Here is a 12,895-nt window from a genome sequence, read left to right as displayed (position 1 = left end):
ATTAGCCTCCAACCTTGCGAGCTGGTGCCTGTACCATCTGACCGTTCATGTCAAAGGCGTACAGCTTGTGAGTCGGGAAGTAGATGTTGATGTCCTCATCCACGTCGTAGCCATGAACTCCGGATAAATGTAGTACCAGGTTCATGTAGTCGTTGCGTACGTGCAGAAACGTTTCTGAGCCACTGATCTCCGCCAGGTCTACTTTCACTGAAAGTTCCAGGTCGTCATCGTTTTGTGGCACCAGACCGATATGGGAGGCACGAACACCGAACTGATACTGTCCGGGCTTTAATCCCCGTAAGTCCTGATTCAGCGGGAAGTGTACCGTTTGGTCGAAAGACACCTCAGATTCCGTTACACGTCCGTTAACGACATTGATCGGCGGCTCACTGAACATCTCGGCAGTGAGGATATCCTTGGGACGATGATATACCTCAGCAGTCGGGCCATACTGAAGTACACGGCCTTCATGAAGTACCGTCGTTGTACCGCCCAGGGCCAATGCTTCGTTAGGCTCTGTGGTGGCGTATATGGCAATGGTGTTGCGTTCCTTGAACAACTCCCTGAGTTCCAGGCGGAGTTCTTCGCGTAGTTTATAGTCAAGGTTGACCAGTGGTTCGTCGAACAGAACGATGGTGGCTTCCTTGACCAGCGCGCGTGCCATCGCAGTACGCTGTTGCTGACCACCGGAAAGTTCCAGTGGCAACCGGTGCAGGTATGGCTCGATATGAAGCATCTCGGCTGTTTCGTGGACACGCTTGCGGATAGTAGCTTCGCTGATATTAGCCAGACGCAGGGGCGAGGCGATATTGTCGTAAACAGTGAGGTTCGGGTAGTTGATGAACTGCTGGTAAACCATGGAAATGTTGCGGTCTTTTACCGGAACACCGGTAACGTCCACGCCATTCATCATGATTTGTCCGGTAGTCGGTTTATCCAGGCCTGCGATTAACCTCATTAATGAGGTTTTACCGGCCAGGGTACGTCCGAGAAAGACATTAAAGGACCCTGGTTCCAGGGTGAGATTAACGTCGTTGATCCAAGTTTGGCCGTCAACGACACGGCTCAGGTTTTTTAGCTCTAGGCTCATAGTGTATTCCGTCAAATTGTTTGATTTATTTTCGGAATTTTTCGAAATTCAATTTTTGAACGTGGATATAGAAAAGCAAATAAAGGGCCAATTTCTTACATTTCCGTTAAAATTCAAATAAAATTGATATATAACAAATGGTTGTGAATATTATTCTATGGCTTATAACGAATGTCAGAGGTTGATTGAAAATGTTCAAAAACGAAAAAATGTTGACAAGTGTTCAAATCACGTCGATTATTTGAACACTAATTTGAACAGTGAACACCGGTGAACAGTGTCACTGAGCGAAAGAAAATGAGTGTAAACGACGAAAATTCATCACAGGCCGAACATCCGGAAGAACCCACACATAAGGAAATGATCGAAGCTTCATGGCATCGTTGTGAGCAGTATGGGCTGACCCACAGTAGTACTCCTGTTTATGGCACTCTCTCCCATGGCGCGATCAGTGCACTCCTGGATGAACACCAGGTTCTGGTAAATACCACCCAGAAAGAAGTGTTACCTTATTACGACCATATTCTGGCCAACTCAAAATGCATGATTGTTCTCGCCGATCGGCGGGGTCATGTGTTGAATACCTGGGGGGATCAAAGGTTCGCTGATCAACGTCATGGTCTGGTCATCGGCAATCAGTGGACAGAAGTCAGTACCGGCACCAATGCCATTGGAACCGCTATTGCCTCGGGACAGGCCGTCCAGGTTGGCCGGGAAGAACATTATCTGCGGGCTAACCGCTATATGGTGGGTTCTGCGGCACCTATCTTTAACACCAATAAAGAAATGGTCGGCGTTCTGGATATTTCTTCGGATGCCTATCTGCCCCAGGACCACACCCTGGGTATGGTGAAGCTGATGACCCTAACGGTGGAAAACCGCCTGATCGTTAATGCTTTCGCCAGTGAACACATGTTGATCACTTTCAACACCAATATTTCATCCCTGAACAGTCCCTGGTCAGGCATGATGGCGATCGACGGCGACGGACGCATTATTTCTGCAAACCGTCGTGCCGAGATCATGCTGGCTCACGATCTCGCTTTGGCCAATATTGAAGATGTCTTTGGCTGCAAGTTGAGGGAATTACGCCACCAGCCCGAAGGCATGCCCCTCGAACTCAATGCTTTGGGTAGGTACCGCATGCATGTATTGGTGCGTTCTCCGACAAGTGTTCCGCTGATTGCCCCCGATTTCCGCGTTAATAAAGATAAGGAAATTCCCAAACCTGTGCCTGTTGTAGAGTCTCAGACTGAAAAAGATATAGATGTAGCCGGTGAGCTTCCCGAAGATGTGGTTCCGCTGCATGAGCTTGAACACGGTGACGACCGTATGTCGCGCATGATTAAACAGGCATCGCGCATTATGGAAAAGGATATTCCTATTCTGATGCATGGTGAAACTGGTGTGGGCAAAGAGGTTTTTGTGCGGTCTTTGCATTACAACAGCAGTCGTCGTAAGCATCCGCTGGTGGCGGTCAACTGTGCCGCCATTCCCGCAGAGCTGGTGGAATCGGAATTGTTTGGGTACGAAAAAGGTGCCTTTACCGGCGCCAATTCAAAGGGGTCCATCGGGTTGATCCGCAAAGCTCACCGGGGAACCCTGTTTCTTGATGAAATCGGTGAGATGCCTCCGAACGTTCAATCGCGGCTGCTTCGGGTATTGCAGGAGAGAAAGGTGACGCCGCTTGGATCCACGGAATCCTATCCGGTGGATATCAAACTGGTCTCGGCGACGAATCGTTATCTGAAGGATGAAGTTCGGGAAGGTCGTTTTCGGGAGGATCTGTATTATCGAATTTCAGGTCTGAACCTCGAGCTTCCGGCATTTCGTGAGCGAATAGATAAGCGTGAATTGCTGGTATATGTTCACAAACGTCTGGCCAGACAAAGCGGGGAAAAGTATCTTCCTCTTACCACTGACATCCTGGACAAAATGTGTGATCACCCCTGGCCGGGCAATGTCCGTCAATTGATCAGCGTACTCAGCGTTGCTTTGGCAATGGCTGATGGAGAGCCAATTGAAGACTGGCACCTGCCGGATGACTTCTATGACGATCTGCGACGTGAGGAGAAGGAACCGGCAGCAATGTTCTCCAGCCACCCGAGCAATTTCGATGAAGATCTCGAAACCCGCATCATTCGTCTGTTCGAGGAGCATGACGGTAATGTATCAAGAACGGCTAAAGCTGCCGGAGTTAGTCGAAATACCGTCTACAAGTACACTCGTGGCGACTAAGTGTGGGGCTGGTCGCCCTGCCTGTGAGCTGGCAAGGCAATGATTGGTCCATAGAGGTCTGACGCTCCGGTAGAAGAAATTAATAGGTAAACACAATTGGTTTATCATTAAGTATTTCTAATACCTCAGCTTTACTGAAGGTAATTGTGTTACTTAACGGCTTCGCTCCTGCAAGCATTGAGGGATTTACAAGTTGAAACTCAATTCGATCAAACTGTGTTTCAGAAATTGACATCGCCGCGCCATGGTCTGAGGGAATAGCCAAATCCTTAAAGAAGAAGGCTGTATAGGTAGAGCCATTCTGGCCAAAAAGAATTTTTTGTCCTTCAGAAACAAAAGGCCCCATGGCAAACGAAATGCCTACTTCTTGCTCCTCGTTTATGACAGTGCCGCGAAACTGAATTATCGTATCGCTTGTATCAATAGGAGCATCGGAGCGAAAAACAAGACTGACAAATGTTCCCGGATACAGAAAAGCATCTTCGTTTTTCTGAGTAACGGAGGCGACGGATAGAGTCGGTTCGCTAATGCTGATTATATTGGAAGCACATCCAGACATAATGGCAAATAGTAAACAAAGGGAAAGTTGAAGCAACTTCACTATTTTATTCCTATAGCTTTGGGCTTAAGTGGCGCATTTTGGATTTCTTTCCTTGCCCGCTGATAAAGCGCCAATGCATCTTCATGGTTTGTATCCATTTCTACGTTCAAAGCACCATTTTCACTACCTAACTGTCCCCCAACATTAGCAACATAGTCCCCACTGGTTGAACCTCCTGTCATTCCCGGCCAAGTCGTCAAAGCTGAAATAAAGTTTCCAATGATAGGAACTGCACCAACAGTTAGATCCATAATGGACTGTTTACAATAGACGTTAACCCATTTGGCGGCATTAACACTACTAAAAGGAAATAGAGAAACTGGATCCAGTGTAATGAGTTCATCAACAGGGATGCTTAGTTTAAACAGCTGCTGTGTCAGGTCCATAGCTGCTTGACCGCCCCAGCTATGCCCGGTAAGTCTTATGCTTTTATAAGTGCCATTTTTCCAGTTCGTTTGGATATCTTGGAGAATTTGGATTTTTTCTTCATGACCGTAATATTGGCAATAAATATCTGAAGTGGTGTTAGCACGGTACTCCTTTACTCTTCTCATGATATTTGTTGCGCCAGTGATGCTGGTGATGAAGTCACTTTTGTCACCACCACCACCGATAAAATACTCAACTTTAGAACTACTCATACATTTTCCTTAATGAAGCAGTATGTTTTGGAAGAAAACTTCGACTTATCGCAAACCCCTACCTATGGACATGGGGAAATCTAAAGTTCGACCGCAGATGAGCTAAGGGGCGGTCGAAGTGCGTTCGATAGTTTAAAAGATGAGAAATGGTAGCAATATGTTATGTCGGTCTCTATCGGGTATTTGGCATAAAAAGGTTGCTTTGACATCAGGGCTTAACTGCGGGAAAGCCTCGGGAGGATCTGTATTATCGAATATCTGGCCTGAACCTTGAGCTTCCTGCATTTCGTGAACGAATAGATAAACGTGAATTACTGGTTTATGTTCACAAACGGCTAGCCAAACATAGCGGGGAAAAATACCTCCCTCTTAGTGCAGAGATTCTGGACAAAATGTGTGATCACCCCTGGCCGGGCAATGTCTCCAGAACAGCTAAAGCCGCTGGTGTGAGCCGAAATACCGTCTACAAGTACACTCGTGGTGATTAAGAGTACATTTGAAAGGGAGGGTTGGGTTGACTAATATCTAACCAATCCCCATCTGAGGCATAGCAGTATGATCTTCCGGTTATTGCTAGTGCTTGGCCTGCTGTTATATTCACTCATTGGAATAGTTCAGGCTAAGAGTTCAGAGGATGAAGCCAACCTTACCGTCACTCATTATCAGAGTCAGGCCCGCTACCAATATGGCCTGAAAATCCTTGAATTAGCCCTAAGTAAGCTCGAAATCCCCTTTAAAATTCAATCCGTTGACTATCCTGACCTGAATGAAGCCCGAGGGGAAAGGATGGTTGAGAAAGGTGAGCTTGATCTGGAATTCATGTCCACCAATGCTGATCGGGAGAGTAAGCTTCTAGCCGTAAAGATTCCCATATATCGGGGGATTCTCGGACTCCGTCTCATGCTGGTTTCCAAAGACAAACAAGAAGAAATGCAAAATATCTCGTCGATAGAGGACTTGCGTCACTATGTCGGCGGCCATGGCACGCATTGGGGCGACTTGCCGGTTTATGAGGCAAACAGTTTAAAAGTTGTGACCAGCGCGCAATATGAGACATTGTTTACCCTGCTGAAGCACAATAGATTTGATTACTTTCACCGTGGCATTAACGAAGTATGGGATGAAGTGCTAAGACACTCTGATCAGCTTGTTGTGGCAGACAAAGTGATGCTGTTTTACCCCCATCCCGTCTACTTCTTTGTCTCCAGGAAACGGCCGGAACTGGCCGAGGCCATCGAGAAGGGGCTTAAGCTTGCGATTGAAGATGGTTCATTCAAGCGGCTCTTCCTGGAGGAAGCCAAGCCGTTTATTGACCGGGCTGAACTTGAAAGTCGAAAGCTGATCATTCTAAAAAATCCTGTGATCCCGCCAGGAACGCCGCCCTTGGAAACCAGCTGGTGGCTCCCTGAAAAATTTCAGTTACAGTTGAAGGATTTTCCACTCATTCAATAAGCAGTGATGACAGCGGCATCCTGGGATCGAGCTCGAAATCAATCGGCCATGTCGGCCAACCTCTATAGATCAGACTATATTTATACCAACTAAGAAGCATTTATACGGACTAAGCAGTATTTGTTTGGACCAGGCAGCATAATTCCGACTGCCAGGCTGACTAGAAGGAGGTGTCCTATTAACGCCCCTATTGACCTTCCCGAGTTGCCATTTGAAGCCACAAGCAATGAGGGCCCGCTGTTGGGTGCCGATGTGGTGGTTCATCTCAACAATGGGTATCTGATTCCCAGTGTTCTGAAGTCCCTGGATGAACTGAATCAAAAAGTGGAAATTGCCGATCAGTCCGACCAGCATCTGACCACCATTGATTTTTCCGAGATTCGTTATTTGGTGTTTCCCCATAAACTAATCCCTGAGGAAAATAACGGTCGAACGGCTGAGCCTGAAAGTTTCTCTGTGGAATTCCAGGATGGGGGGAAAATCAGGGGTAAAACATTGGGCTTTGCTTCAACAGAGGCCGGGCTGACATTGTTCCGCTGTGAGGATAAACGCTCAATTTGCCGACTGTTTGTACCGGCGACTGGAATCAGGAACTACCAGATTGAGCCCTATTCAGGTGCGGATATGAAGGAATTCGAAGTTGAGTCGGAGCTATCTGCAGAGCCTGAGGCCACGCTATCGCCCGCCATGCAGCAAGCGCGGGAGATGCGGGACGAGCTGGAAAAATCCAAATCGATGAGTGATGAAGAAGTTCATCGGGCCTTGGCCAGCAAGCTGGGAATTCCGTTTATCCAGTTGAAGAACTTTGTGATTTCTCCAGAAGCCATTGCGATGGTTCCGGGTGAATTTGCCCGTCGCTATCTGCTGATGCCCATCAGTCTGGAGCATGAAAAGTTGGTCGTGGCAATGGACGACCCCTGTAACTTGGATGCCATTGATGCCCTGCAATTTATTACCAATCGTCACCTGGAACTGGTTACGGCCAGTAAAGCCGATATCTTTCAGGCGCTGGGTGAGTTCTATGGTGAAAGTTCGATTGACGATGAAATCCTGGCAGCCGAGGACGACCGGGAAAAGGTGGAGGCTTCTTTTCACAAAGATAAAGAAGTGGGGGAGTTGGAACGGCTCAGCCGGGAACGCCCCATTATTCGCCTAGTCAGCCGCATTATTGTGGAGGGCATCAGACGCCGGGCGTCAGATATTCATATCCGGCCACGGGAAAACATTGTTGATCTTTACTATCGGATCGATGGAACCCTGATCAAAATTCGTAGTTTCAGTAAGAACCTGCTACCTGCGGTGGTCAGTCGTATCAAGATTCTGGGCACGATGGATATTGCGGAACGGCGGTTACCACAGGACGGCCGCTCGCGGGTGGTGGATCAGGAGTCCATTGTGGACCTCAGGATCTCCATCATCCCCACGGTAGAAGGGGAAAGCGTGGTGATCCGGCTGCTGAATCTGAATGCAGGATTATTGTCGATCAGTGAACTGGGGTTTAACACCAGAGACGAAGAATTGTTTACCGATCTGCTGCATAAAAGCTACGGCATGATACTGGTGACTGGGCCTACCGGTTCCGGAAAGTCGACAACCCTTTATGCGGCTCTGCAGGAAGTCATCAAGCAGAACGTTAATATCATTACAGTGGAAGATCCGGTGGAGTACCACATTGATGGTATTGAACAAATCCAGGTGAACACGGCGCCGGGATACACATTCGCTCGGGCTCTCCGGCATATTCTCAGGCACGATCCGGATGTCATTATGATCGGAGAAATTCGTGACGAGGAAACCGGGAAGATCGCAGTGGAAAGTGCCTTAACGGGGCACCTGGTGCTCAGCACGCTACACACCAACGATGCTGCTGGCGCGATCACCCGCCTGATTGAAATGGGGGTTGAGCCTTTCCTGATTAATGCCACAGTGCTGGGTGTTCTGGCGCAACGGCTGGTGCGGCGTAACTGTCCCCATTGCATTGCGGAAGAAACTCCTGAGCCGCTGGTATTGAAATCGCTGGGGGTGTCTGCAGAGGAAGTGTTTTATAAAGGGCAGGGATGTGATCACTGCCACCATACAGGGTACAAGGGGCGAATTGCCGTATATGAACTATTGAAAGTGTCTTCTGAAATGCATGCTTTTGTTCAGCACGGGGTTGCGGTGGACGATATTCATGCCCAGGCAATGAAAGAAGGCATGATGCCCTTGACGGAAAACGCCCTGAACCTGGCTCGCCAGCGAACAACCTCGTTATCTGAAGTTTATCGGGTGCGCCTGGAGTGAGATAAACCCCTCTAACCGTCAGCGAAGCTCAAACCTGATGGGAATGGCCAGGGTCAGCATGTTTTTGGCAAGCTTTTCTGGTATAGGTTTGAACTGTTTGATGGATCTGACGGTGTTCAGAGCAGCTTCGTCGAGAATCGGGAAGCCGGAACTTTCCCTTAGCTGAATTCCTTCCAGGCGGCCTTCCCGGTAAACCGTGAACTCCACCAGAGCAACACCTTCCTGGCGGCGTCGCTTGGCGCGCCGAGGGTACTGCATGGCGTCCTGTAAGGCTCGATGCAATGCTGCCAGATAGTCCTGTTCAAGCGCCGGATCAATGATCGGTGAATCCATTGCAGGCTCTTCAATGAGACCGGGGGCACTGCTGGCTATTTGGGGGGAGTCCTGAATCGGCTCTTCGCTGTTCTCCTCTTTCTGAGGCGCCATTTTTTTTGGCTCTTCCAAGTCAGCGACAGGTGTTTCTTTGGGCTGTTCAGGCGGTGACGGAGTAGATTTCGCGGGCTGTTGTGCGACCTCGGTTGTTTCCGGATTCTCTGGTGTTTTCTTCTCAACTATGGGTTCAGGACTTGGCGTTGGCTCGGACGCTATTTCAGCGACTTCGTAGGGCGGTTCAACTTCAGGCTCTGGTGAGTTTTCCTGCACAGGCTGATCTATCTTCTCATCAGCGGGCTCTGCTTCATTCAGGGGAACTGGCTCCGGCTGTGACCATCCGATCTGATTGATCGCTACGGCAACCGGTGTTCCCTCGGGTGGTGGCGCCGCCTGATCGCGATACCACCAAACCCCGGCCGCCACCAGGCTGGCGTGAAGGGCAAGTGCGGTACTGAATCCGATGGCGTGATATCTCATGATGCTCGTTTCGCCAGAATGGAGACGTCATTAAACGACTGTTGCTTAAGGATATCCGTCACTTCCACAAATCGGCGAAAGACGGTTTCTGCGTCGACCAGCAATTTAATTGGTTGGGTTTCAATACCTTTCAATCGTTGGTTCAGACTCTCAAGATCAATGGCTTCATCATTCCAGTAGATGGATTCATCCGACGCGATGGTCAAAGTGATCTCAATGTTGTCCTTTGTCGGTGACTCCACTTGTTGGGATTCCGGTAGTGTGACCGGAATGCGACCCTGTACCACAAAAGTTGCGGTCGTCAGTACGATCGCCAGCAATACCAGCATGATGTCGATAAAGGGAATGACATTGATCTGGTCGAACTTTTTCATTTGCCGGTCGCTTGCTGTTGGTGAGCCCGCCACATGGCCTGCTTGACCTCGATCTTCCGATTCAGGCCGTTGACCAGGATAATGGTGGGAATTGCCACCACCAGACCCAGAGCCGTCGCCTTCAAGGCCAGCGCCAATCCGCTCATGACGGCACTTACATCCACTTGGCCTTTTTGTCCCATGTCATAGAACGTCAACAGAATACCCGCGACTGTGCCCAGCAAACCGACATAGGGAGCGTTAGCACCGATACTGTAAAGTGTGGTGATGTTACGGCTGAGATCGACAGTGAGATTGTCATAACTGGAATAGTTCGCTACCGGCAGGCGCTTCAGGAAAAGCACCCGTTCCACGCCGAGCCAGACCACAATAAAGCTCATGCTGCCAAGGATGGAAAACACGGCGACGTCCAGCCACAGGGAAAGTGACTCCACAGTACCTCCTATAAGTGATCGTTCCAGATTATTAAGTGTTCGTCCCAGACTATAAGGGCTCGTTCCAGAACAAGGTTATTACCAGAAATAGAATCTTGGCTTGTCCAGTAGAATAACTGATAATCATACACAATTGATAATGAATATCAATTGTAAGTGGGATGACGCACAATTCCTAGGAGCAATAAGCAAAATCCCAGGAACAAATTTCCAATTCATAGAATTACCGATGAGGAGCAATAAATTTTGGGAACCTTGGATATACCGGTACCGTCATTTTTCAATCCGACACAAGCTCATGATGGCATTCTAATGAGTGATGAGTTTTGGCCGGTTTTATGGGTGAAATTTTCCGGGGCTGTATCTCTGGAACAGGTGATGAAGTGGTTGGCTGAGATGGATGAGGCTCTGAATCGTGCGCAATCGTATGTCATTGTGATGGAGAACGGCTCTCTGATTGATTTTCCACAGGAAGGCAAAAAGCATCAGGTGCTCTGGTTCAAGTCTAACCGGGAAGCAGTGGCAACACATTGTCGGGGCATAGTGAGAATTGTGCGTGACCAGGTGCAGGCGGATAAGCTCCTTCGTCCACAGGTACAGAATGCATTTCCCTGTCCGATGAAGGTGGTGATGTCTGTTGATGAGGCCGTCAGTGTTGCCGGGGAATTGTTAGAGTGAACAAACTTCACCGGGGAGTATTATCCCCGGTGGTTGAATATACGGATGCTTGATTAGAAGTCCAATCCGTATCCCAGGGTCAGAGTGCGTCCGCGTCCCTTAAAGTAGCGGTCGTCGTTGACAACGGCGCTTTGTGAATAATAGGTGAAGTAGTCCTCGTTCAGCAGGTTGGCCACTGCCACACTGATTTGGCCGACCGGTAACTGGTAGCCCAGGGCTGCATCTACCAGGGTATAACCGTCAAACTCCTTTTCAGGATCATCAAAACTGCGGTCAAACGCATGGGAGGCCTGAAGCGTCGAATGAAGCTTTGTAGACCAGTTGGCGTTCCAGCTGGCAATCAACTTATTAGGCGATATATTCAAGCCGTCCAGCTTGCTATCCAGAGAGCCGTCCTGATCGCTGTCGAATTTTCCATTGATATGTGAATAAGTGAATTCAAGCCGGTGTTGTTTGTGGGCCTGAATTCCCAGCGAGGCTTCGATGCCGTCTATTTCTGTTTTCTCCCGCTTGACGAAATACACACCGTCGATGTTTTCCAGTCTAGAGCCCAGATCGGAGTCTGATTGATAATAACTCAACTCAAAATCCACTGGTTGCATATCGATACGGAAACCGATTTCCCGGTTGTCAGTGAGGATGGGTTGCAGATTGAGGAAGTCGTCCACATCCTGGCCGGTCTCATTGATACCTCTGAGAACCCGACCAGCGTCAGGCATGCCGAAGCCTTCAGAATAGTTGGCGAACAGGCTCAACCAATTTAGAGGCTTCACAACGATGCCCGTGTTATAGAGGGTTTCACTAAAACTGGGATTGCCGCCTTCGACTGTGACGCTGTTAGCGGATGCCAGGGTCTGAAAGGTATCAACATCCAGTTCAGCATGTTCATAGCGAATACCGGCATGCAGAATGACACTTTCCATGGGCTTCAACTCCGCTTGCAGGAACGGAGCATAGTTCTTGTAAGTCGTTTCGGGTACCCAGGTGCGGCTGGTCAGGACAAGCGTTTGCTGGGTAGTGTCCTGCAGCAGGTCGAGTCCGCCAGTCAGTTTCAATTTATCGTTGAACAGATCAGCCTTGCTGAGGGTCAGCTTGGCACCGAGTTTGTCAGATTCGTTCTGGGATTGGTCATACAGTGTGCCAACCGGAGCAATATCGGTATCCTGGAATGTGGAAGTCAGGGTAGCGCCGAAACGGCCTTCGAATTGCTGGCTATACGCTTGTGCTGTCAACACCATGCCGTAGAAATCGTCATGGCGATAGTTAACACTGGCAGTCAGCACCCGGTTACGTGGCGCTTTGCCTTCCGGGCTGCCTTCTATAGACGTTGTCGCAATGCCTTTGCTGCGGTCACCGGTAACACTGATATAGTTCATCTCACCATCGAGGACGAATCGATTGATTTCCAGCTCAATGTTTTGATTGTCGTCGATCCAGTATCCCAGTTTGGCAAACAAGTCATAGGCTGCGGAATCCATCAGGTCGCCTTGAGTATTATCGACTCCCACATTGCTTCCGTTAGCATCGAGGTAGACTCCCTGGTTTTCATAGTTAAGGCCCAGCAGGTATTCAAAATTATCCTTGCTGCCCTCAGCACGATAATTGAGTTTATATGCCAGGGAATCGCTATCCAGTTCATCGGTCGGTGTCGTTGCCTGAACCTCGGCATGTTGCTTGAAGCGATCAGATGACGGGCGTCGGGTGATAAAGTTGATGATGCCACCTGTCGCACCCAGACCATGGATTGCATTAGCGCCGTGGATAACTTCAATACGTTCAACCATGGAAAGGTCAATGGTATGCCCCGAGCGACCCGCGTTGCGCAGTGGATTGGATTGAGGCACCCCGTCAATTAGCAACAAAGCTGAGCGGCCGCGAAAGGTCTCTCCGCTGCTGGTCAGTTTCTGGCGGTTGGGGGAATAAGCCGGAAGCAGGTTGCTCAGAATTTGTGAAGAGTCGGAGGTAATCGCCAGTTGCTGCTCAATTTGTTCACGGGTAATGACAGTGACTACCTGTGGCGAGTCCTCTTTTTCAGTACCGGTTCTTGTTGAGGAAATAACCGCTTCATCCAACACGGTCGGGGCGGCTTGGGATACACTGGTGGCAACAGCCAAAGGCAACAGTGCCATGGCACAATGGGAGGGTTTTAACTGCATGAATGGATACCTCTGGATTCATCTTGGGAGGTTTATAAGCATTTAAGGGAATGTAATATTATTATGCGGGCAAATCTTAATCTAAATGATAATGATTAT

11 protein-coding genes are annotated in these 12,895 nt (G+C 49.0%); 4 read left to right on the top strand and 7 right to left on the bottom strand.

What is annotated here, in order from left to right; translation table 11 throughout:
* Position 1: 1 nt before the first annotated feature.
* A complete protein-coding gene (locus tag BTA51_RS11755; protein WP_094707657.1) occupies positions 2 to 1,090 on the bottom strand; it encodes an ABC transporter ATP-binding protein in 1,089 nt (362 codons plus the stop codon).
* A gap of 297 nt (positions 1,091 to 1,387) precedes the next feature.
* On the opposite strand from BTA51_RS11755, the gene BTA51_RS11750 reads away from it, so the two are divergent.
* Complete coding sequence (locus BTA51_RS11750) at positions 1,388 to 3,328, top strand: sigma-54-dependent Fis family transcriptional regulator (protein WP_094707656.1); 1,941 nt, start codon at positions 1,388 to 1,390, stop codon at positions 3,326 to 3,328.
* A 79-nt stretch (positions 3,329 to 3,407) separates the two neighbouring features.
* Here BTA51_RS11750 and BTA51_RS11745 read toward each other — a convergent pair whose 3' ends face one another.
* Both BTA51_RS11745 and BTA51_RS11740 read right to left on the bottom strand, forming a co-directional pair.
* Positions 3,408 to 3,929, bottom strand: a complete 522-nt coding sequence (locus BTA51_RS11745) for a hypothetical protein (protein WP_094707655.1) — start codon at positions 3,927 to 3,929, stop codon at positions 3,408 to 3,410.
* On the bottom strand, positions 3,929 to 4,570 hold the full coding sequence (locus BTA51_RS11740) for a hypothetical protein (protein ID WP_094707654.1): 642 nt from the start codon (positions 4,568 to 4,570) through the stop codon (positions 3,929 to 3,931). Before BTA51_RS11740 ends, BTA51_RS11745 begins: the two co-directional genes overlap by 1 nt.
* A gap of 555 nt (positions 4,571 to 5,125) precedes the next feature.
* Between BTA51_RS11740 and BTA51_RS11735 the strand changes: the two genes are divergently transcribed.
* Both BTA51_RS11735 and BTA51_RS11730 read left to right on the top strand, forming a co-directional pair.
* Positions 5,126 to 6,022, top strand: coding sequence for an ABC transporter substrate-binding protein (locus BTA51_RS11735; RefSeq protein ID WP_094707653.1), 897 nt, complete (start codon positions 5,126 to 5,128; stop codon positions 6,020 to 6,022).
* Positions 6,023 to 6,274: 252 nt separating this feature from the next.
* Complete coding sequence (locus tag BTA51_RS11730) at positions 6,275 to 8,305, top strand: GspE/PulE family protein (RefSeq protein ID WP_168188141.1); 2,031 nt, start codon at positions 6,275 to 6,277, stop codon at positions 8,303 to 8,305.
* Between the two features lie 18 nt (positions 8,306 to 8,323).
* Here BTA51_RS11730 and BTA51_RS11725 read toward each other — a convergent pair whose 3' ends face one another.
* From BTA51_RS11725 to exbB, 3 genes are read right to left on the bottom strand one after another with little or no spacing between them, the layout of a single operon-like run.
* The gene (locus BTA51_RS11725) at positions 8,324 to 9,154 is read right to left on the bottom strand and encodes an energy transducer TonB (RefSeq protein WP_094707651.1); all 831 of its coding nucleotides are present in this window, start codon (positions 9,152 to 9,154) and stop codon (positions 8,324 to 8,326) included.
* A complete protein-coding gene (locus BTA51_RS11720; RefSeq protein ID WP_094707650.1) occupies positions 9,151 to 9,528 on the bottom strand; it encodes a biopolymer transporter ExbD in 378 nt (125 codons plus the stop codon). The genes BTA51_RS11725 and BTA51_RS11720 overlap by 4 nt, the downstream gene beginning before the upstream one ends.
* A complete protein-coding gene (gene exbB / locus BTA51_RS11715) occupies positions 9,525 to 9,962 on the bottom strand; it encodes a TonB-system energizer ExbB (RefSeq protein ID WP_246841012.1) in 438 nt (145 codons plus the stop codon). Before exbB ends, BTA51_RS11720 begins: the two co-directional genes overlap by 4 nt.
* Before the next feature lie 246 nt (positions 9,963 to 10,208).
* Between exbB and BTA51_RS11710 the strand changes: the two genes are divergently transcribed.
* Positions 10,209 to 10,640 carry a hypothetical protein gene (locus BTA51_RS11710; protein WP_094707649.1) on the top strand — a complete coding sequence of 144 codons (432 nt, stop codon included), beginning with the start codon at positions 10,209 to 10,211 and terminating at the stop codon, positions 10,638 to 10,640.
* Positions 10,641 to 10,693: 53 nt separating this feature from the next.
* Here the strand turns inward: BTA51_RS11710 and BTA51_RS11705 are convergent, their stop codons facing one another.
* The gene (locus tag BTA51_RS11705; RefSeq protein ID WP_094707648.1) at positions 10,694 to 12,796 is read right to left on the bottom strand and encodes a TonB-dependent receptor; all 2,103 of its coding nucleotides are present in this window, start codon (positions 12,794 to 12,796) and stop codon (positions 10,694 to 10,696) included.
* Between the last annotated feature and the right edge of the window lie 99 nt (positions 12,797 to 12,895).

This window comes from Hahella sp. CCB-MM4, assembly GCF_002260525.1.
GTDB lineage: Bacteria > Pseudomonadota > Gammaproteobacteria > Pseudomonadales > Oleiphilaceae > Hahella.
The sequence above is the reverse complement of the archived record's forward strand: the minus strand, read 5'-3'. Positions and strand labels throughout refer to the sequence as shown.

What these genes read in the sequence shown, in the direction of transcription:
- BTA51_RS11755 (WP_094707657.1), bottom strand. Translation starts at nt 1,090, where the DNA reads ATGAGCCTAGAGCTAAAAAACCTGAGCCGTGTCGTTGACGGCCAAACT.
- BTA51_RS11750 (WP_094707656.1), top strand. Translation starts at nt 1,388, where the DNA reads ATGAGTGTAAACGACGAAAATTCATCACAGGCCGAACATCCGGAAGAA.
- BTA51_RS11740 (WP_094707654.1), bottom strand. Translation starts at nt 4,570, where the DNA reads ATGAGTAGTTCTAAAGTTGAGTATTTTATCGGTGGTGGTGGTGACAAA.
- BTA51_RS11735 (WP_094707653.1), top strand. Translation starts at nt 5,126, where the DNA reads ATGATCTTCCGGTTATTGCTAGTGCTTGGCCTGCTGTTATATTCACTC.
- BTA51_RS11725 (WP_094707651.1), bottom strand. Translation starts at nt 9,154, where the DNA reads ATGAGATATCACGCCATCGGATTCAGTACCGCACTTGCCCTTCACGCC.
- BTA51_RS11720 (WP_094707650.1), bottom strand. Translation starts at nt 9,528, where the DNA reads ATGAAAAAGTTCGACCAGATCAATGTCATTCCCTTTATCGACATCATG.
- BTA51_RS11705 (WP_094707648.1), bottom strand. Translation starts at nt 12,796, where the DNA reads ATGCAGTTAAAACCCTCCCATTGTGCCATGGCACTGTTGCCTTTGGCT.